The 17,986-nt window shown below is 31.8% G+C and carries 23 protein-coding genes, 1 tRNA gene and 1 other RNA gene; 22 read left to right on the top strand and 3 right to left on the bottom strand.

Annotated features, from left to right (window positions below):
- The first annotated feature begins 15 nt into the window (after positions 1-15).
- The 22 genes from mobB (at position 16) to HNR33_RS10445 (ending at position 15,611) form a co-directional block, all read left to right on the top strand.
- Positions 16-762, top strand: a complete 747-nt coding sequence (mobB, locus tag HNR33_RS10550) for a molybdopterin-guanine dinucleotide biosynthesis protein B (protein WP_429083109.1) — start codon at positions 16-18, stop codon at positions 760-762.
- A 2-nt stretch (positions 763-764) separates the two neighbouring features.
- The gene (locus tag HNR33_RS10545) at positions 765-1,448 is read left to right on the top strand and encodes a BUD32 family EKC/KEOPS complex subunit (RefSeq protein WP_429083107.1); all 684 of its coding nucleotides are present in this window, start codon (positions 765-767) and stop codon (positions 1,446-1,448) included.
- Between the two features lie 61 nt (positions 1,449-1,509).
- Positions 1,510-1,896, top strand: a complete 387-nt coding sequence (locus tag HNR33_RS10540; protein ID WP_429083105.1) for a YtxH domain-containing protein — start codon at positions 1,510-1,512, stop codon at positions 1,894-1,896.
- 50 nt (positions 1,897-1,946) lie between these two features.
- Positions 1,947-2,396, top strand: a complete 450-nt coding sequence (locus HNR33_RS10535; RefSeq protein WP_429083104.1) for a hypothetical protein — start codon at positions 1,947-1,949, stop codon at positions 2,394-2,396.
- 204 nt (positions 2,397-2,600) lie between these two features.
- Entirely contained in the window at positions 2,601-2,927 is a 327-nt protein-coding gene (locus HNR33_RS10530; RefSeq protein ID WP_429083102.1) for a winged helix-turn-helix domain-containing protein, read from the top strand.
- 61 nt (positions 2,928-2,988) lie between these two features.
- Positions 2,989-3,774: a molybdate ABC transporter substrate-binding protein gene (modA, locus tag HNR33_RS10525; protein ID WP_429083100.1), complete on the top strand. Its 786-nt coding sequence runs from the start codon at positions 2,989-2,991 to the stop codon at positions 3,772-3,774.
- A 9-nt stretch (positions 3,775-3,783) separates the two neighbouring features.
- Positions 3,784-4,449, top strand: coding sequence for a molybdate ABC transporter permease subunit (modB, locus tag HNR33_RS10520; protein WP_429083099.1), 666 nt, complete (start codon positions 3,784-3,786; stop codon positions 4,447-4,449).
- A 127-nt stretch (positions 4,450-4,576) separates the two neighbouring features.
- Positions 4,577-4,670, top strand: a tRNA-Ser gene (locus HNR33_RS10515).
- 13 nt (positions 4,671-4,683) lie between these two features.
- Positions 4,684-4,948: signal recognition particle sRNA large type (gene ffs / locus HNR33_RS10510), an RNA gene on the top strand.
- A 182-nt stretch (positions 4,949-5,130) separates the two neighbouring features.
- Positions 5,131-7,797 carry an HD domain-containing phosphohydrolase gene (locus HNR33_RS10505; protein WP_429083097.1) on the top strand — a complete coding sequence of 889 codons (2,667 nt, stop codon included), beginning with the start codon at positions 5,131-5,133 and terminating at the stop codon, positions 7,795-7,797.
- Between the two features lie 110 nt (positions 7,798-7,907).
- A complete protein-coding gene (gene dnaX, locus HNR33_RS10500; protein WP_429083096.1) occupies positions 7,908-9,563 on the top strand; it encodes a DNA polymerase III subunit gamma/tau in 1,656 nt (551 codons plus the stop codon).
- Between the two features lie 32 nt (positions 9,564-9,595).
- Entirely contained in the window at positions 9,596-9,931 is a 336-nt protein-coding gene (locus HNR33_RS10495; protein ID WP_429083095.1) for a YbaB/EbfC family nucleoid-associated protein, read from the top strand.
- 55 nt (positions 9,932-9,986) lie between these two features.
- Positions 9,987-10,586 (top strand): recombination mediator RecR, encoded by a 600-nt coding sequence (gene recR / locus HNR33_RS10490; protein ID WP_429083093.1) that lies wholly within the window; start codon positions 9,987-9,989, stop codon positions 10,584-10,586.
- Between the two features lie 156 nt (positions 10,587-10,742).
- Entirely contained in the window at positions 10,743-10,922 is a 180-nt protein-coding gene (locus HNR33_RS10485; RefSeq protein ID WP_429083092.1) for a hypothetical protein, read from the top strand.
- A 36-nt stretch (positions 10,923-10,958) separates the two neighbouring features.
- A complete protein-coding gene (locus tag HNR33_RS10480) occupies positions 10,959-11,522 on the top strand; it encodes a pyridoxamine 5'-phosphate oxidase family protein (RefSeq protein ID WP_429083091.1) in 564 nt (187 codons plus the stop codon).
- A gap of 16 nt (positions 11,523-11,538) precedes the next feature.
- Positions 11,539-11,781 (top strand): hypothetical protein, encoded by a 243-nt coding sequence (locus tag HNR33_RS10475; protein WP_429083090.1) that lies wholly within the window; start codon positions 11,539-11,541, stop codon positions 11,779-11,781.
- 37 nt (positions 11,782-11,818) lie between these two features.
- Positions 11,819-12,427 (top strand): hypothetical protein, encoded by a 609-nt coding sequence (locus tag HNR33_RS10470; RefSeq protein ID WP_429083088.1) that lies wholly within the window; start codon positions 11,819-11,821, stop codon positions 12,425-12,427.
- 48 nt (positions 12,428-12,475) lie between these two features.
- On the top strand, positions 12,476-12,673 hold the full coding sequence (locus HNR33_RS10465) for a hypothetical protein (protein ID WP_429083086.1): 198 nt from the start codon (positions 12,476-12,478) through the stop codon (positions 12,671-12,673).
- A gap of 388 nt (positions 12,674-13,061) precedes the next feature.
- A complete protein-coding gene (locus HNR33_RS10460; protein WP_429083084.1) occupies positions 13,062-13,409 on the top strand; it encodes a hypothetical protein in 348 nt (115 codons plus the stop codon).
- 530 nt (positions 13,410-13,939) lie between these two features.
- Positions 13,940-14,581 carry a lactate utilization protein gene (locus tag HNR33_RS10455; RefSeq protein ID WP_429083082.1) on the top strand — a complete coding sequence of 214 codons (642 nt, stop codon included), beginning with the start codon at positions 13,940-13,942 and terminating at the stop codon, positions 14,579-14,581.
- Between the two features lie 84 nt (positions 14,582-14,665).
- On the top strand, positions 14,666-14,995 hold the full coding sequence (locus tag HNR33_RS10450; RefSeq protein ID WP_429083080.1) for a tRNA-binding protein: 330 nt from the start codon (positions 14,666-14,668) through the stop codon (positions 14,993-14,995).
- A 73-nt stretch (positions 14,996-15,068) separates the two neighbouring features.
- Positions 15,069-15,611, top strand: a complete 543-nt coding sequence (locus HNR33_RS10445; RefSeq protein ID WP_429083078.1) for a flavodoxin domain-containing protein — start codon at positions 15,069-15,071, stop codon at positions 15,609-15,611.
- Positions 15,612-15,880: 269 nt separating this feature from the next.
- Here HNR33_RS10445 and HNR33_RS10440 read toward each other — a convergent pair whose 3' ends face one another.
- From HNR33_RS10440 to HNR33_RS10430, 3 genes are read right to left on the bottom strand one after another with little or no spacing between them, the layout of a single operon-like run.
- The gene (locus tag HNR33_RS10440) at positions 15,881-17,140 is read right to left on the bottom strand and encodes a M56 family metallopeptidase (protein ID WP_429083076.1); all 1,260 of its coding nucleotides are present in this window, start codon (positions 17,138-17,140) and stop codon (positions 15,881-15,883) included.
- A complete protein-coding gene (locus HNR33_RS10435) occupies positions 17,137-17,580 on the bottom strand; it encodes a M56 family metallopeptidase (protein ID WP_429083074.1) in 444 nt (147 codons plus the stop codon). Before HNR33_RS10435 ends, HNR33_RS10440 begins: the two co-directional genes overlap by 4 nt.
- Positions 17,573-17,962 carry a BlaI/MecI/CopY family transcriptional regulator gene (locus tag HNR33_RS10430; RefSeq protein WP_429083073.1) on the bottom strand — a complete coding sequence of 130 codons (390 nt, stop codon included), beginning with the start codon at positions 17,960-17,962 and terminating at the stop codon, positions 17,573-17,575. The genes HNR33_RS10435 and HNR33_RS10430 overlap by 8 nt, the downstream gene beginning before the upstream one ends.
- Positions 17,963-17,986 lie beyond the last annotated feature (24 nt).

The raw sequence follows: 17,986 nt of genomic DNA, 5'->3' as shown, positions 1-17,986 counted from the left end.
CCAAGGAGGATTCAAATGAAGGTTTTTTCAGTAATTGGGATAACTCAGTCAGGAAAGACAACAACAATAGAGAATATTATTAAAGAATTAAAAAAAAGAAGATATTCTGTAGGTTCTGTTAAGGAAATACACTTTGACCAGTTTGCTATTGATCAGGAAGGTTCAAATTCATACAGACATAGACAAGCAGGGTCGGAGCTAGTGACAGCTAGAGGATATCATGAGACAGATGTACTTTTCCCAGAGAAGCTGTCAGTCGATGAAATACTAAGATTCTATGATCACGAAATTGTAGTACTTGAAGGAGTAACAGATGCAAATGTACCAAAGATTATAACAGCTCATACAAAGCAGGAGATAATAGATAGGATGGATGATTTAGTTTTTGCTATATCTGGAAGGATTGCCAACGAAATAGACGAATTCAATGGTATACCAGTAATAAATACTATTGATAACGTGGAAAAGCTAGTTGATTTAATAGAAGAAAAGGTATATGAAAGATTACCTGATTTTCCAGAAGAATGCTGTGGAGAATGTGGAGGTAGCTGCAGAGAGTTAGGAGCTAAAATATTAAAAGGGAAAGCGAGTAGTCAGGACTGTGTTATTTCAGATAGTAAAGTAAAGCTATATATAGATGATAACGAAATTATGATGGTACCATTTGTTCAAAAGCTTTTAAAAAATGCTGTAACAGGAGTCGTTAAAGAACTTGAAGGTTATAAAAATGGAAAAAGCATATTAGTTAAAATAGAGGAATAGTAATGCAAGTAGAAAGTGATTTTCTAAAGAAATATAATGTTATAGACTACGAAGTTAAGCTAAAATTTTATAGTAAGAAAAATAATGTTTATAAAGTTGAATTTAAGTGTATAAATGAAAAGAAGATAAACTTGGTAGTAAAGATATTTAATGATATCAAAATAAAGGATAAAGAAGTACAAATGCTATCGATTCTTAAAGAATATGGAGTAAGGGTACCTGATATATTGAGTATAGGAAAAGATAATATCATAATTGACTACATAAATGGCCCAACTCTATTAGATATGGTTTGTAGATTAGAAGAAGAAGGCTCTGGGTATGAAAAACTAGCAGAGAATTTGTGCCTATGGCTGTTGGACTTTTATAATGCATCAAAAGCAGCTATAGGTGAAGATTTAATATTTGGAGATGTTAATCTAAGAAACTTTATTATGCTAGACAATATATATGGGATAGACTTTGAAGATTGTAAAGAAGGCTGTAAAGAAGAAGATATAGGTAGAATGTGTGCTTTTATACTGACCTATACCCCTTCATTTACTCTATGGAAAATTAATTTTGTCAGAAGTATAATAGACAAATCTACAGAGATTATCAAGACAAATGAGATAGCAGTCAGAGAGTACATGAACGATGAGCTTAAAGCCATAGAAATTCGAAGAGGAATAAAGTTCACTTTTTAACTCGTAAAATATGTTAAAATATGATATATTATCAAGAAAACAAAGTAAGGGGGAATATAAAATGTCAATCAAAGGTTTTTTAGAGAAATCAAAAAAAGAAAAAGAGAGAAAAGCTAGAAAAGAGACTGCAAAAAAAGTTGCTATAGGTACAGCTGTAGGCACTGCAATAGGAGCAGCTACTGGATTACTTTTTGCGCCTAAGTCAGGAAAAGAAACAAGAGAAGACATAGCTAACAAAGCTAAAGAAACTACTGAAAATGTAAAAGATACCCTAAAGGATTCAGTTGATACTTTAAAAGAAAAGAAAGAGAAAATAGAAGAAAGCGTTAAAGAAGCTATCAAAGAAGCTAAAAAGAAAAGAGAAGACAAAGCAGAAAAGTGCTGTGAAGAAACAGACAATGAGTGCTGTGAATGTGGTTGTGAGGAAGAAAAAGAAGAGGACAAATAAGGCACTAATTGAAAAGCTGATAAAGATAAAATAAACATAGGAGGCGACTCATGTCTGCTACAATTACTGTGAAAGATTTAATCTTTATTGTTCTATCTATTATAGGGATGAGCTTTGGAATATACCTAATTATAGCTTTAAAGAACTTAAATGATGTTATAAATAGTGTTAAAAAAATAGTGGAAAAAAATGAAGACTCTATTACTGATACTATTTCTAATTTGCCTGAAATTAGCGAAAATATAAACAAAATTAGTACACAAGTACAGAAAAGTGTGGATAAAATAGGGCCAACTGTACCTGAACTTGTGGATAACTTAAACTCTATAACTGGAAATGTAAATGATAGTGTAGAAAAGGTTAGCAGTACAGTTGAAATAGTAGGTGATGAAATAAGTGAAGCAGTTACGACTGTAAGAGAAAATACAGAAGATATAGCTACATATATAAAAATAGTGGTTGAAGTCATAAAAGCTGTAAAAAATGTTTTATCAAAGTAAAAATTTAAACGTGAAGTTTTATAGAATAAAAGCTGATAGAAAAAGCAAAATTGCACTCTATCAGTTTTTTGATATGATATAACATTTTGTTATAGTTTAAGGATGTTGCATCAAAATGTAAAATATAGTATAATTACAAATTGAGCTCAGAAATTAAAGTATATACTAAATTAAATTATATTTTTGCTATTAAAAGGTGATAATATGGAAATTGGATGGAAAATATGGTTAAAAAAAGATGAAGGAAAAATATTTGGCAAGGGACCAAAGGAGCTTTTACTTAGAACTGATCAGATGGGTTCCTTAAGCAAGGCGGCTTCTTCCATGAATATGTCATATAGTAAGGCCTGGAATCTAGTAGCTAATTTGGAGAATGCATTAGGTTTTAAGATACTGGACAAAAAAGCTGGAGGAGCAAATGGTGGAAGCTCTTCACTTACTGATGAGGGAAAGGCTTTGATTACAAAATATGATAGACTTGAAAAAGAAATCGAAGAAGCAATTTTAAAAATATACGAGGATATATTTTAAAAAATTTTTTACCTGCGTTATATTCGCAATAACACAACGAATAAGAACTAGGAGGAACATTATGAAAAGAGGACTGTCAGTTTTAATGGCATTGGTTTTAGTTTTTGGGGTTGTAGGGTGTAGTAAAAAGGTAGAAGAAAACAATATTTCTGAGACTCAAAGTATAACAGTAAGTGCAGCTGCTAGTCTAACTGATGCAATGGCAGAAATAGCATATCAGTTTGAGAAAGAAAAAAATATAACTATAACATTTAATTTTGCTTCTTCAGGAAAGCTGCAGAAGCAAATAGAGGAGGGTGCCCCTGTTGATGTATTTGTTTCTGCAGGAAAGAAGCAAATGGATGCATTAGAAGCAAATAATTTAATTGATAAAGATAGTAAAGAAGATCTGTTAAAAAATAAACTTGTAATGATTGTAGCAAATGAATATAATGATAAAATAAATGAAGTATCAGATTTAGTTGACAAGAAACTTAAATTAAGTATAGGAGTTCCAGAGACTGTTCCAGTTGGGCAATATGCCAAAGAAACTCTTGAATACTTAAAATTATGGGATGGCTTATCTTCTAATATTGTTTTTGCAAAAGATGTAAGTCAAGTTGTGACCTACGTTGAAAAAGGTGAAGTTGCAGCGGGTATTGTATATAGCTCTGATGCAGCAAGAATTGATAGTAGTACAGTAAAGCAGGAATTTGCAGATGAAACTCATAGACCTATAGTATATCCAGCGGCAATTATTGAGTCAAGTAATCAAAAAGAAACAGGTAAAATGTTTTTAGAATATTTAAGAACAGAAGAAGTTAAAGAAATATTTAATAAATACGGGTTTCAGCTATATACAGAATAGGATGATACTATGATAATAAGTCCAATACTAATATCACTAAAAGTAGCACTAATATCTACAGCTTTTGTCCTTATAATAGGTGTTTTTTTAGCTAAAGTTATTACTAAAAACAATTTTAGAGGAAAAGATATACTGGAAGTCATTTTACTGCTTCCTATGATTTTACCTCCATCAGTTACAGGCTATGGATTGCTTGTACTAATAGGAAGAAGGGGATTTATAGGAAAAATTCTATATGATTCTTTTGGTGTAACTATGATATTTACTTGGGTGGCTGCTTGTGTTGCGGCAGCCATAGTTTCACTGCCACTTATGTATCAAAGCTGTAAAGGAGCTTTTCTAAATGTAGATGTTATGCTTGAAAATGCAGCTAGGACATTAGGAGCTAGTAAAAGAAAGGTTTTTTGGAAAGTAACTCTTCCCCTTGCATGGCCAGGAATATTAAGTGGTATAGTTCTAACATTTGCAAGAGCGCTAGGTGAATTTGGAGCCACATTAATGGTTGCAGGAAATATTCCAGGCAAAACTCAGAACATACCACTAGCTATATATTTTGCTGTTGAAAGAGGAGATTCAAGAACTGCTAATATTTTAATGGCTATAGTGATAATTTTTAGTTTCACAGTAGTATACGGTCTTAATCTATGGGCAAGAAACAGGCAAAAATCGGTATAATTTATTATACTCATAGTTGGTTGACATATGATTATTTTTGAGTTATAATATAAATCTGTTGGCTTATACAATTAAATCTTAATTAAATGGGCTATTGTAATTAGTATATAAAATTGACGACTAACGTGGAGAGATGGCTGAGTCTGGCTGAAGGCGCTCGCCTGGAAAGCGGGTAGGCGGCTATAACCGTCTCGCGGGTTCGAATCCCGCTCTCTCCGCCAGTTATAGAGTTTGTCGTGCTAGATGGGGAGGTAGCGGTGCCCTGTAACCTGCAACCCGCTATAGCAGGATTGAATTCCTAGCTTAGGCCTAATATTGTGAGGTCTGCCCTAAGAAAGTGATGTTGACGATTGGGTCTTACGCAACGAGAATCCATGAACCCCGTCAGGTCCGGAAGGAAGCAGCGGTAAGTGGACACTCTCGTGTGCCGTAGGGTCGCCTAATCCGAGTTAACTACTTAGGTAACGCTTGTAATATTATGTCGAAGCTAGGTGCACGGCTTAAAAATAAAGGCTATGGTTAATACCATAGCCTTTATTTTTATGTAATTTATTATTGACATAAAAAAGGGTTTTGAAGAAAAATGTAGAATTATATCGTAAATAACTTTATGGTAACTATATTTATGGTAATTATAATTGATAGATTTATGATTATATTATATCCGATAGTAGGTGCATAATGATGTTTTTTAACTCATATAGGAAGAAACTCGGAGTTTTATTTTTATTAATAGCATTGGTACCGATTTTATTATTTGGTGTAAGCATAAATAATAAAGTAAACAAGCATATAATAAGTGATAATATAACAGTAAAAACGGATTCTGTAATAAACGAAGCTGAAAAATTAGACATTTGGTTTAAAATAAATGAGGAAAAGATTAAGGATATATCAGGCAATTATTCTTTTATAACTCATCTGGTGTCATATGCAGATAATAATGAAAAAGTTACTGCTTATCTTTCCTCTCAGCTGACCTCATCAAAGGAAATTCAGAATATTCATATTACTATGCAGAATGGTACTGAGTACACATCTACTGGTAAACTTTCAGAAGAAGATACTAGGCTAAGCAACTGGTACCTAAATGCTTATCTTAGTAAAGATATAGTCTGGAGTGTACTAGACAGTGGCACATCTGAAGATAAGCTAATAGTTACTGCTTCAGTTCCACTATTTGATGATATAGGAGAAATAGAGGGAGTATTAGCGGCTGATTTTGATTTTAGTGTTATTTTAAATGGAATTAAAGATATTAATATTAATAAAAATTCTGTTACATATATAGTAGACAACTTTAACAATCCTCTAAAGGTTTTTGGAAAAGAACTACCCATTTCAAAAAAAGACAATGATAAGTTTGAAAAAGGAATAGGCAAACTTTCTAGTCAAATCCGTAAAAACAGAAATGGTAATACAAATATTGAACTTGGACGAGAATATTTAGTATTTTATTCAACACTCCCATCTATTAACTGGAGGATAATTTCATTTGTTCCTAAAATCGATTTTTATTTAAGCTTAATGATTATAGGTAAATATATTGCAATTATATCTATTATTACTATAAGTATTGTCATTATTATGTCTATTTTATTCTCAAAAACATTTTCTAGACCATTGGAAAAACTTAAGGATGGAGCAATCGAGATACGTAATGGAAATTATGAATATAGAATAGATGTAGAAAATAAAGATGAGTTTGGAGATGTTGCTCAAGCTTTTAATGATATGGCATTGAGACTTAAACAATCATACGCTAGCCTTAATGATTCAAATGAAGCATTAACAAGAAATAACGAGCAGCTTCAAGAAATAAATCTAGAGCTTGAAGCTTCATATGAGCAGTTAAAAGCCACTACAGATCAACTAAATGATTCTGAAACGAAATATAGGTTGCTTATCGAAAACATGTATGATTTAGTTTGGGTAGTAGATAACGAGCTAAATATTACTTTTATAAACGATCAAGTATATAATATTTTTAAATTGCAAAAAAATGAGGTGCTAGGTAAGAAGTTGATTGACTTTGCTCATCTATATGTAGGATATAATGGAAATCTAGAAGATGATTTGAAGAAAAAAGACTATAAAAACAAAGAAATTACCGTGTTGGATAAGCATGGAAAACAAGTTGTTGCAGAGATTACAACCAAGAGAATGCAGGAATATGATAATTTTATTGGAGTTCAAGGAGTTGTGCGAGACATTACTGAACGTAAGAGCATGGAAAGGAATATACTAAAAAGAAACGAAGAGCTCTCGGTTATTAATAAGATAAGTAGAAGCATTAGTTCTACAATGAACGCTGAGAGATTGTTACAAATTGCTGCTGATGATATCGCAAGACTACTTAATATATCAGTATGTACTATAAGGTTAGTTAGCGAACATAATGCTCTAAAGCTTATGGCTCATTCAGGAGAACTTGCGGACCTTGTTTCATTTCAGGATATACCTATTGATGAAGATATCAGTGGAGAAGTAGTTAAAACTGGTAAGATATTGATTTCTGATGTGAGAGATCCGAAGACTAAAAATAAACACAATAGGAAAGTTATAGAATCTAATAAGATATATTTCACTAGTATGCTTCCAATCAAGTCAAGAGGGAAAGTTTTAGGAGTTATAAATGTAGGTGGAATAAATAAGCTTGCTAAAAGTGAATTCAACATATTAGCATCTATAACAAATCAAATAGCGATGAAAATAGAAAATATACAACTATATGAGGGATTAAAAGATAACTATTTTAAGACAATAGAGACATTAGCAGCAGCTATAGAGGCTAAAGATGAATATACACAAGGACATTCATCCAGAGTTTCTAGATATAGTATTATGATAGCTGAATCTCTAGGACTTTCTAAGAAGTATTGTGAAGAAATAGAAGTAGCCGGAATATTGCACGATATCGGTAAAATAGGTATAAGCGATGACATTCTTTCCAAGCCAGGTAGGTTGACTGAATATGAGTATTCAATGATAACTAAGCATCCTATGATAGGAAGTAAGATACTTGAAAACGTAGGATTTTCAGAAACTATAATGAATGCTATAAAATATCATCATAGAAGATATGATTTGAAGGGGTACCCTAAACAAATAGAGTTAGAAGAACTTCCCCTTGAAGCGTGTATTGTTGGAGTTTCAGATGCATTCGACGCTATGACTTCAAATAGATCCTATAGAGCGGCTATGACTGTCGACAATGCAATAGAAGAACTGATCAAAAATAGAGGAACTCAGTTCCATCCATATATAGTTGACATTATTGCTGAGATATATAAAACTGATCCAAATAAATTGAAAGAAATAATGTCATATGAAACTATGGTATCTTAGGACCAGCTAAGCTGGTCTTTTTGATTGTATTGTGTTATTTCAAATGCATTGTGGTATATAGTTTTCATATTTGATATAATATATTTATTATATATTTTGAAGGTGATTAAATGGCACATCAGGCTTTATACAGAAGATTTAGGCCTAAAACGTTCGACTATGTATTAGGTCAAGAGCATATTACGACAACACTAAAAAATCAAATCATAAGTAATAACATAGCTCATGCATACCTTTTTTCTGGAACAAGAGGCACTGGTAAAACATCTACTGCCAAGATTTTATCAAGAGCAGTGAACTGTCTAAATAATGAGGATGGTAATCCTTGCAATGAATGTGAGGTCTGCAAAGGGATACTCGATGATAGTATAATGGATGTAGTTGAAATGGATGCTGCATCAAACAACAGTGTAGACGATGTTAGGGAGCTGAGAGAGAAGGCTAAGTATCCTCCGTCTAAGTGCAGGTATAAGGTATATATAATAGACGAGGTTCATATGCTTTCCAAAGGAGCATTTAATGCACTCCTCAAAACATTAGAAGAGCCACCTAAGCATTTAATATTTGTATTAGCTACTACTGAGCCTCAAAAGCTTCCCGCCACAATATTATCTAGATGCCAACGATTTGATTTTAAAAGAATAACAGTAAATGATATAGTAAAAAATATGAATACTATATGTGATGAAATTGGCATAAATATTGAAGAAAAAGCATTACAGCTAATAGGAAGAAATTCTGATGGCGCCATGAGAGATGCGTTAAGCATTCTTGACCAGTGTATATCATTTGCAGAGGATGAAATAACATACGAGTATGTCCTTTCTATTCTTGGGATAGTCAACAATGACTTGATATTTGAAATAACAGACAGCATAATAGGAAATAAGGCAGATAAATCTCTAGAGCTTGTTGACACAATAGTTCAGAATGGCAAAGATATCCACCAGTTTATAAAGGATTTGATTTCTCATTTTAGAAATCTCATGATTGTAAAAACATCAAATTATGTAGAAAATATAATAGATGGCTCTGAAGAACTCATATCACAGCTTAAAGAGCAAGCACAAAAGATAGAGTTAAATAGCATAATTACTTTTTTAAGTATACTTTCAGATGCTGAAAATCAGAGTAAATGGTCATCTCAACCAAGAATTATTTTGGAAGTTAGTATTATCAAAATGATGAATACTCCTTCAGTAGCTGCTATAGATGTATTGTGGCAAAAAATAAATGAGCTTGAGGAGAAACTAGAAAATGGGGCTGTTATTGCAAAGCAAACAAAAAGTATATCCAATACAAAATCAGAAAATAAAAGTATTCGGATAGAAAAAGAGGATATAGTTACTCAAGTAAATGATAATCCAAAGAAAGAAGTACCAGATTATAGTAATAAAGCATCTGTGCTATCAGACATAAGTATAAATAAGATAAAAGCTGATTGGGAAAATATACTTAAAAGAATAAAGTCTGAGAAGATAAGCCTTCATGCTTTGATAATGGAAGGAAAACCTACTAGTTTTAAAAATAATGTTTTATCTATAGCTTTTGGAGAAGGTTTTGGATTTCATAAGGATGCTATTGAAAAACCAGACAATAAAGGATTTATCCAGAATATAATCAGTAGCTATTTAAATGCTAATATAGAGATTAAATTTATAATGGATATAGATGTGTCTGAAAAAGAAGATGAAAAAGAAGGGCAAGCTTTAGTAGATAAAGCTATAAGCATATTTGGTGAAGACCTAGTAGAGATTGAACAGTAAATTTATTAATAAATATTTAGGAGGATGATATTATGGCAAGAGGTGGATTCCAAGGAATGGGTAACATGGGGAATATGATGAAACAGGTTCAAAAGATGCAAAAACAAATGGCGGATCTCCAAAAAGAGATTGAAGAAAGAGAAGTTGAAGCAAGTGCTGGTGGTGGAGCAGTAGTAGTTAAGGTAAGTGGGAAAAAAGAGATATTAGCAATAACTATAGATAAGGATGTTGTAGATCCAGATGATGTTGAAATGCTCCAAGACCTGATATTAGCCGCAACGAATGAGGCATTAAGAAGTGCAGAAGAAATGATGGCAAAAGAAATGCAAAAAATCACTGGAGGAATGAATATTCCAGGATTGTTTTAATAATAAATGATCAAAAGAGGCCTGTAGAGGCCTCTTTTGTGAAAGGATGAAAAAAATGGATTATTTTGCACCACCGGTAGCAAATTTAATAGAAGAGTTTTCAAAGCTTCCCGGCATTGGGAAAAAAACAGCACAAAGATTGGCTTTTTATGTTCTAGGCATGAATACTAATGATGCTACAGGACTAGCAAATGCAATAATAGATGCTAAGAAGAATATTAAATATTGTAGTATATGTAGTAATCTTACTGATAGAGATCCTTGTATGATATGTGAAAATAAAAAGAGAGATCAGTCATCCATATGTGTAGTTGAAGATCCTAGAGACATAATGGCTATGGAAAGAACTAAAGAATTTAACGGTCTTTATCACGTGCTTCATGGAAGCATATCTCCAATGGAGGGAATAGGACCAGAGGATATTAAGATAAAAGAATTACTAATAAGAATACAAGGTGCAGATGTAAAAGAAGTTATATTGGCAACAAACCCTACTATTGAAGGAGAAGCTACAGCGATGTATATATCTAAGCTTCTAAAGCCTATGGGAATAAAGACAACGCGTTTAGCACATGGAATACCTGTTGGAGGAGATTTAGAGTATGCTGACGAAGTGACGCTTTCTAAAGCTCTTGAGGGTAGGAGAGAGATATAACTTTCTGGTACTGCATGTCTAAGTAAAATAAAGTTCTTCAAAAGTCAGGAGAAACCATGAACTAATTCCATGATACCTCCTGCTTTTTTAATGATTTTTTCTTGCTTTTTCTTCTGAATTCCTTGATTAAGTGAAGGAACGGTCAATATTTTATTCGTGAAAGACAATAAGCCAGTTGCATATTTATTTGGATTTTCTAATTACTATATAAACATACCAACTGGTGAATACACTAAATCAGAAATAGACAAAATGAAATATACGTTTGAAGAAAGAGAACTTGGGAATTCTGCTGGCACACCCGAGACATATATGTACTATGAGTTTACAGAGTAAAATAAAGTTAGAATATAACTAAGGTAGGTGAAGGTTATGAGGCGAAAAGATAGAGAGATGAGTAGAGAGTTTGGTATGGAGGTTATAGATAAATCAAGATATGGAGTTATTTCTATAATTGATGAAGATAATGAACCTTATGGAATCCCTCTTTCCATTGTAAGAGATGGAAACACCTTGTATTTTCATTCTGCAATGGATGGAAGAAAAATAAAAATATTTGAGAAAAATCCTAAAGTTAGTGTAGCTTTTGTAGGAGAAATAAAGGTTCCAGAAAACTACGCTAAAGAAGAGTTAGATGAAATTATAAAGGATGAATCTAAGGTAATAGTACTTATTAGTAGTGTTTTTACAACTGAATATGAATCAGCAGTTGTAAAAGGCAGAATAAGATTAGTAGAAGATGAAGAAGAAAAAGTTAAAGCCTTGAAGCTTATATGTGAAAAATACACTCCAACAAAGATGGATTATTTCAATATGGCTATTAAGGCTGGATTAAAAAGAACCAATGTATATAGAATAGAAATAGAAGAAATTAAAGCTAAAAGGAAAAAATATGATATACATGGTGAGGAAATGAAATGGGGTAGAATGAAGTAATATTTAGGAATAATTAATGGGATATAGAATCATTATTGATATTTATGAGTGGGAAATAGAAATGAAGAAAATGATTTTGGGAGCACTATTTTTTGTAGCAGGATTTATTGGTGTATTAGCATTATCAATTGTGGCAGCTCTTAATCCTTGGAAGTATAATGGGATTACAGGATTAAGAGGTTCTTTATTAGGTACAGGAATGATGATTCCATTTATATTATTCTTTACTTTGTCCCAACAAAATGAAGTTCTTCAATAAAAGGTAAAATAAAGAATATTTAAAGAAGGAGAATAACATGGGGACAATTGTTGTTTATCCACATAAAGGAATAGGAAATATTTTATTTGGAATGACAAGAAAAGAAGTTGAGCAAATTCTTTTTTTCACTCACTATAAAGAAGAACCAGAGGGAGAAGATATTCTTGTTAGATATGATGATTACCATATTACATATAAAGATAATATAGTTTTTGAAATATGTATCAACAATTTTGAGAACTATAAAGTTGTGTTCAATAATATTGATTTATTTCATACAAAAGCAGAGGATATTTTTGATTCTTTAAAGAAACTCAGTGATTACGACTATGATTGTGAAGATGAATATCTTAGTTGTACTTATTATTTCAAAGATTTAGGAATGATACTTTGGCGTGAATCTGCTTTTCATCCCAAGTTGTTGCAAGAAGAGTGGTTTCAAGAATTGATTACTGCACAGAAAGAAAATTTAGAGTATGAGAAGAGATTTTGGTTTTTTAATCAAGTTTGTTTGAAGAATTCACCGGCTCCCAATAAACCTATAGAGAAAGCAAAATTTTATGTTGAATCTACTAAAATGAGTCCAGACATAAAATCACCTACACAGGAAGAGTTAAAAGAAATTGCTTTTAAATATGGATTATGAGCATTATTTATCAGTAGAATTATATGTCGCAAAAGGAGATGATATTTAATGAAGAAAATTAGAGCAATCTATATTGGTGATGTTAGATTTGACCAATGTCCAGTTTTTGAACTAAATGTAGAGACAAACTATTTTGAAATGTTAACTGATAAAGAGTTTAGATACGAAAGAGAATGTGTTGAGGAAGACAGTGATTTCTTAATTTTCAAAGTAGAAAATGATACAGCAGCTTTAATTAAGTGTTAATACGCATTTTTTATACTGTGTCTAAGTAAAATAAAGTTCTTCAAAAGTCAGGAGAAACCATGAATTAATTCCATGATACCTCCTGCTTTTTTGAAGAACTTTATTTTCGGGTGGAAAATGAGAGGTTGAAAAATAGGGGGTTGAGGGAGGTAGTTTTGAAGAACTATATTTTGTGTTACACTGCAAATACTTCACAATGATAATAAACAATGGTGAAATCTCGGTAGATTTTTAGGAGAAATCCTGTAATCTTTTACGAGATTTTTTTATTCATAAAAAAAACACTAAAATAGTGTGCTTTCGGAGTAACATAAATATCAAAGAAAAAACACATAAATTAAAATGAAACATATTATAAAATATAGGAAATGAATGGAGGAGCAGGTGTATGAATGATTATAATAGACTCCTAGAAATGCTAGCAAACCAATTAGATAGTAAAAATTGTGAACTACATAAATATACGTGCAAATCCAATAAGGGAGATTGCTTAACTTCATTACCACCTCAGCAATTTACGGGTTTGGCTACAATTATAGGTTTTCTTATTGCAAGTAGACTGACTTTTGATCAACAAAACTCTATAGGGAATTTTATTGAGCTAATAGGTCAAGTAATTTTAACAATAAGTGCTCAAGGGTCTACACTTCAGACAGGAGACAATAATAATCAAGTTTATGAGCAATTAAGTTTAATAAAAAAACAAATTGAACTTATAGAAAAGCAATTGAAATAATACAAAAAATAGAATTGTAGGTATTAATAATCTCTAAAAAAAGTTAATTGGATAAATGATAGATTAATGAACTAGGAAATCAAACTCTTAGTTCTTTTTTTATAACGCATGGGAACAATAAAATTTTCTAATGTGAATTTTTTGTTTAGACACATACAAGTGTATGCAATTTTGATATAATTGTACTATGATGTAGATAATGATATAAAGATTAGCAGGTACCTTTTGTACTATTATAAATTTAAGAGAATTTAGATAGATCGAAATAAAATGGTGAGAATGAAAGGGTTTATAGAAACTTCATTTTACTGGAACCGGACCTCAAGAGCGAGACTGAAATTAGATTAGTATGATGAGATGTTATAAACTATTTATAAAAATTATATAAAAAATGTAAGACAGATATTGATAATGTAGATGATGACTTAAATGAGATGAAAAGATTAGATAGATAGTTTGAAAGGTGAAGAGCGAGTAATAATTGTTTTTTATTCTTTAGTTTTTTACTATAAATATAAAGGAGTATGTTAATGGGTAAAGATGTTTCGTGGTACTTAGATAAAAGGATACAAAGAACCATAGGTAACTTAAAAAAGCGTAATATGGAAGGCTATTTTGTTGATAATCAAGAAGAACTAATAGAATTGTTGAAAGAGCTTATTCCTCAAAAATCTTTAGTAGGTGTAGGAGATTCCGTGACGCTTTTTGAAACGGGAGTAATTGATTTTCTTCGAGAAGGCGATTTTACTTTTCTTGATAAATATACAGATGGGATTACAAGTGAAGAAAAAAAGGAGATTTATATAAGAAATTTTTCTGCCGATATTTTTATGTGCAGTACAAATGCCTTAACCGAAGATGGTGAGCTTTATAATATTGATGGAAACGGCAGTAGAGTTGCACCTATGCTATATGGACCCAAGAAAGTTATAATAGTTGCAGGCATTAACAAAATAGTTCGTGATATTGAGGACGCAGAAAAAAGAGTTAGACAATATGCTGCTCCAATTGATGCAAAGAGACTGAACAAGGATACTCCTTGCACCACTTTGGGTTACTGTGTGGATTGTAAAAGTCCAGACAGGATATGCAATGATTTTGTAGCGATTAAGGGTCAATTTGATAAAGGAAGGATAAAAATAATCATTGTTAGAGAGCATTTAGGGTATTAGTAACATTGTTTACAACAGCAATATCATGATTTGTTTAAATTGTACATGGGTGCTGGGAAACAAAAACATTTTGGAGGTACAATTATGGCAACTTTTGATGATTTTTTAAAATTAGATATAAGAGTCGGAGAAATCATACAAGGTGAAAAGTTTGAAAAGGCAAGAAAGCCTGCATATAAGCTATGGGTAGATTTTGGAGAAGAACTTGGGATAAAGAAATCTAGTGCTCAAATTACTGAATGCTATGGAATTGACGAGCTTATTGGGAAACAGGTATTAGGAGTAGTAAACTTCCCACCAAGGCAGATTGCTGACTTTATGTCAGAAGTATTAGTATTGGGGGTTTATGGGGAACAAGGGGTTGTATTGATTCAGCCAGAACAACCTGTTAAGAAAGGTGATAGATTAGGGTAAAGAATATTGAGATATAAGCAACAATGTGAAACAAAAAATTAAGTAATTTAGATTCTATTTTAGGGGGATGCTTATGAACAAAGTTGCAGTTATTTTTAAATCAGAACATGGAAGTACAAAAAAATATGCAGAGTGGATAGCCAATGAAGTAAATGCGGATTTATTTAAATATTCAGAGATTAAAACTGAGGATCTATCTAAATATGACACAATAGTTTTTGGTGGTGGGCTTTATGCAAGTGGTATTAATGGTATATCTACTATTACAAAAAATTTTCAAATTTTAAAAAATAAAAATGTGATTATTTTTACTGTAGGGCTTTCTTCCACAGATGACAAAGAGATTTTTAAACCAATTCTAGAAAAGAATTTTACGGAAGAGATGCGAGAAAAAATGAAGTTTTTCCACCTGCGTGGTGGAATTGATTACAAGCGATTGAACTTTATACATAAGTCAATGATGGCAATGCTAAAAAAAATGGTGACTAAGAAAAAACCAGAGGAATTAACTGAAGAGGACAAAATGATGCTAGATACATATGGAGATAAGGTTGATTTTACTGACATAAAGACAATAGAACCATTAGTTTTATATGTGAAGAATTTACACAGTTAGGGATTAAAAAACAAATAGGATTATAGAAATATTTCTATAATCCTATTTTGATTCTGTAAATAACTATATAAATAAGGAAGATCCATTCTAATATGACGATAATTGATCTATTTGGAATTATAATGAAATCGCCACTGGATGTCGTATACATAATTCTTCTATTATCCTTAGGAAATTTTAAAAAATAGAGAAAGTACATCCTAATTTTTAATTGCAAATGGATAATTTTCATCCCATTTTCGCTTAAGCACAAAGTTTTTACATTACTCCTAATCTATCAAATATGGTTTATAAATCCAATCAAACTCATTATTTTTAGATTCCTCGAAATATTTTTTTGCTAAAGAGTTACTAGCTTCTTTACTCATGGATTGAAGCATTGCCCCAACAGTACCATAATCGTTTGTTTGGTCAACATAATTTTTTACTAATGTATCAATTCCATTTGTACTCATGTATTGCTGTAATACATAGGTTTTATTAAATTCGTTAGTATTAGAACCAACATGTGAAGCTATAATTTCATCAAGAACTTCTATACTCACATATGGTGCAATTCCAACAAGACTGTTTAAATCTTGTGTTTTTTTGAGAGTTTCTTTTGCCACAGTGTCGTAGTCAACCTTAACCGTAGGTTGAGATGTTGATTTGTCGTTTGCAATGTAATAGTCCGACGCAATTTTCTGAGGTTGATCTTGTCCTCTTTTTTCAGTGTTGTATAGCTCAACTACTTTATCAATCCCACTGTTTGACATATATGAAAACATTGGTTTTACAAAATCCCATCTTCCAGTCATTTGCATGGTTTCTAAAGCTCGTGCGTCTATATCATTTTCTGACGCAATTGTTGATGTAACTGCATTTGAGTTATTTGAAGATACTTTGTTGTTTGCCCCCGAAGTATCAGCCTTATTTGAATTCTCCTTTGATGTATCAATAGCAATATTAGTTGAAGTAGCATAGGCTCCAATAAATGTTGCACTAGAGAATATAAGTACTGTTAATACTGTTGACAATGCAACCATAATTTTTGATTTTTTAGTAAATTTCATAATTTGACCCAGCCTTTCTTTTAATAGTTTTGCATCCTCGCATAAAGTAATTGAAACGATTGTATCGCTGTAGTTCCCGCTAAATTTTAATGAAGCAAGCAACGTGTCTCCATATTTTCTTTTTCCGTTATAATCCAGATTTTTGATTATCGCCTCGTCACAGGACAATTCGCAATTCTTGTTAATTTCATGACTTATCATATAAGCGAAAGGATTAAACCAATGTATACAAATAGCAATTTGTGTGAGCCATTTATATAAAATATCTAATCGCTTATAATGAGTTAATTCATGAAGGAAAATATTATATAATTCTTCGTCGTCAATTTCTGTATTCGGCAAAACGATAAATGGATGAACGATACCAACCAGCATTGGAGAAGTAGCAAGTTTATTTGTAAACAATGCTAATGGTTTTTTGATGCCTGCTGCGACACAAACTTTGTTATAAATTTCTAGCGTGTTACTATCTATCACTTCATATCTGCCTGCTTTGATATAGCGGAATTTGTAACCTTACGTACCAGTAGCATAACTGCAATACCAAGCCAAAACAGCCATAAATTATTTTTTATTTCATCCCAATAATATGTAGTTTCTTTGTTTTGAGTATCTTCAGTATACACAATCTGCGGTAATTCTGGGTTTGAATCTCCTATGTCATAAGTACTGCTAAACGGCTCTAATACCTTATTTTGAGCTGTTAAATAATTGTCTATTCTGTAAAATAAATGTCCTACAATATTTGTTTGTACAGAATAGGGTACTATCATCCTCATTATTACGATGAGCCAAATATAATACTGCCATGTTTTACTTAGCCTGTCCTTTAATAAAGGTTTTAAAGCAAATATAATTAGTGCAACGATTGAACCAGAAACAGATAGTGAAAAAAACAATTTCAGTATTTCATTCACCTACATCGCCACCTTTATCCCAAAATTCTTTTAATTCCTCAAAGTCTTTAGAAGTAAGGTAGTCCTGTTTCAATAGAGAGGAAACAAGATTCTTTGCATCTCCACCATAAACCTTATGTAAAAAAGCTTTGGTCTGCTGCTCCATGTACTCATTTTCTGAAATCAAAGAGATATACTCATTTAAACGTCCCCGTTTTTCAGATGTTAGTATGCCTTTTTCTGTAAGCCGTGCAAGGAAAGTTAAAACAGTGTTTGGCTTCCAGTTATTCTCTTTTTCATCGAGTTTGCTCAAAAGTTCAGCAAACATTATTGAACCTTCATTAGCCCAAATAATCTGCATAATTTCCATTTCTGAATCTGACACCTGTTGATTTTTTTTCATATAACCACCTCCAATCTAACCTAC

It is taken from the genome of Brassicibacter mesophilus (genome assembly GCF_050433385.1).
In the GTDB taxonomy this organism is placed as follows: Bacteria; Bacillota; Clostridia; order Tissierellales; family Proteiniboraceae; genus Brassicibacter; species Brassicibacter mesophilus.
This window is presented reverse-complemented; position numbering and strand designations above follow the sequence as displayed.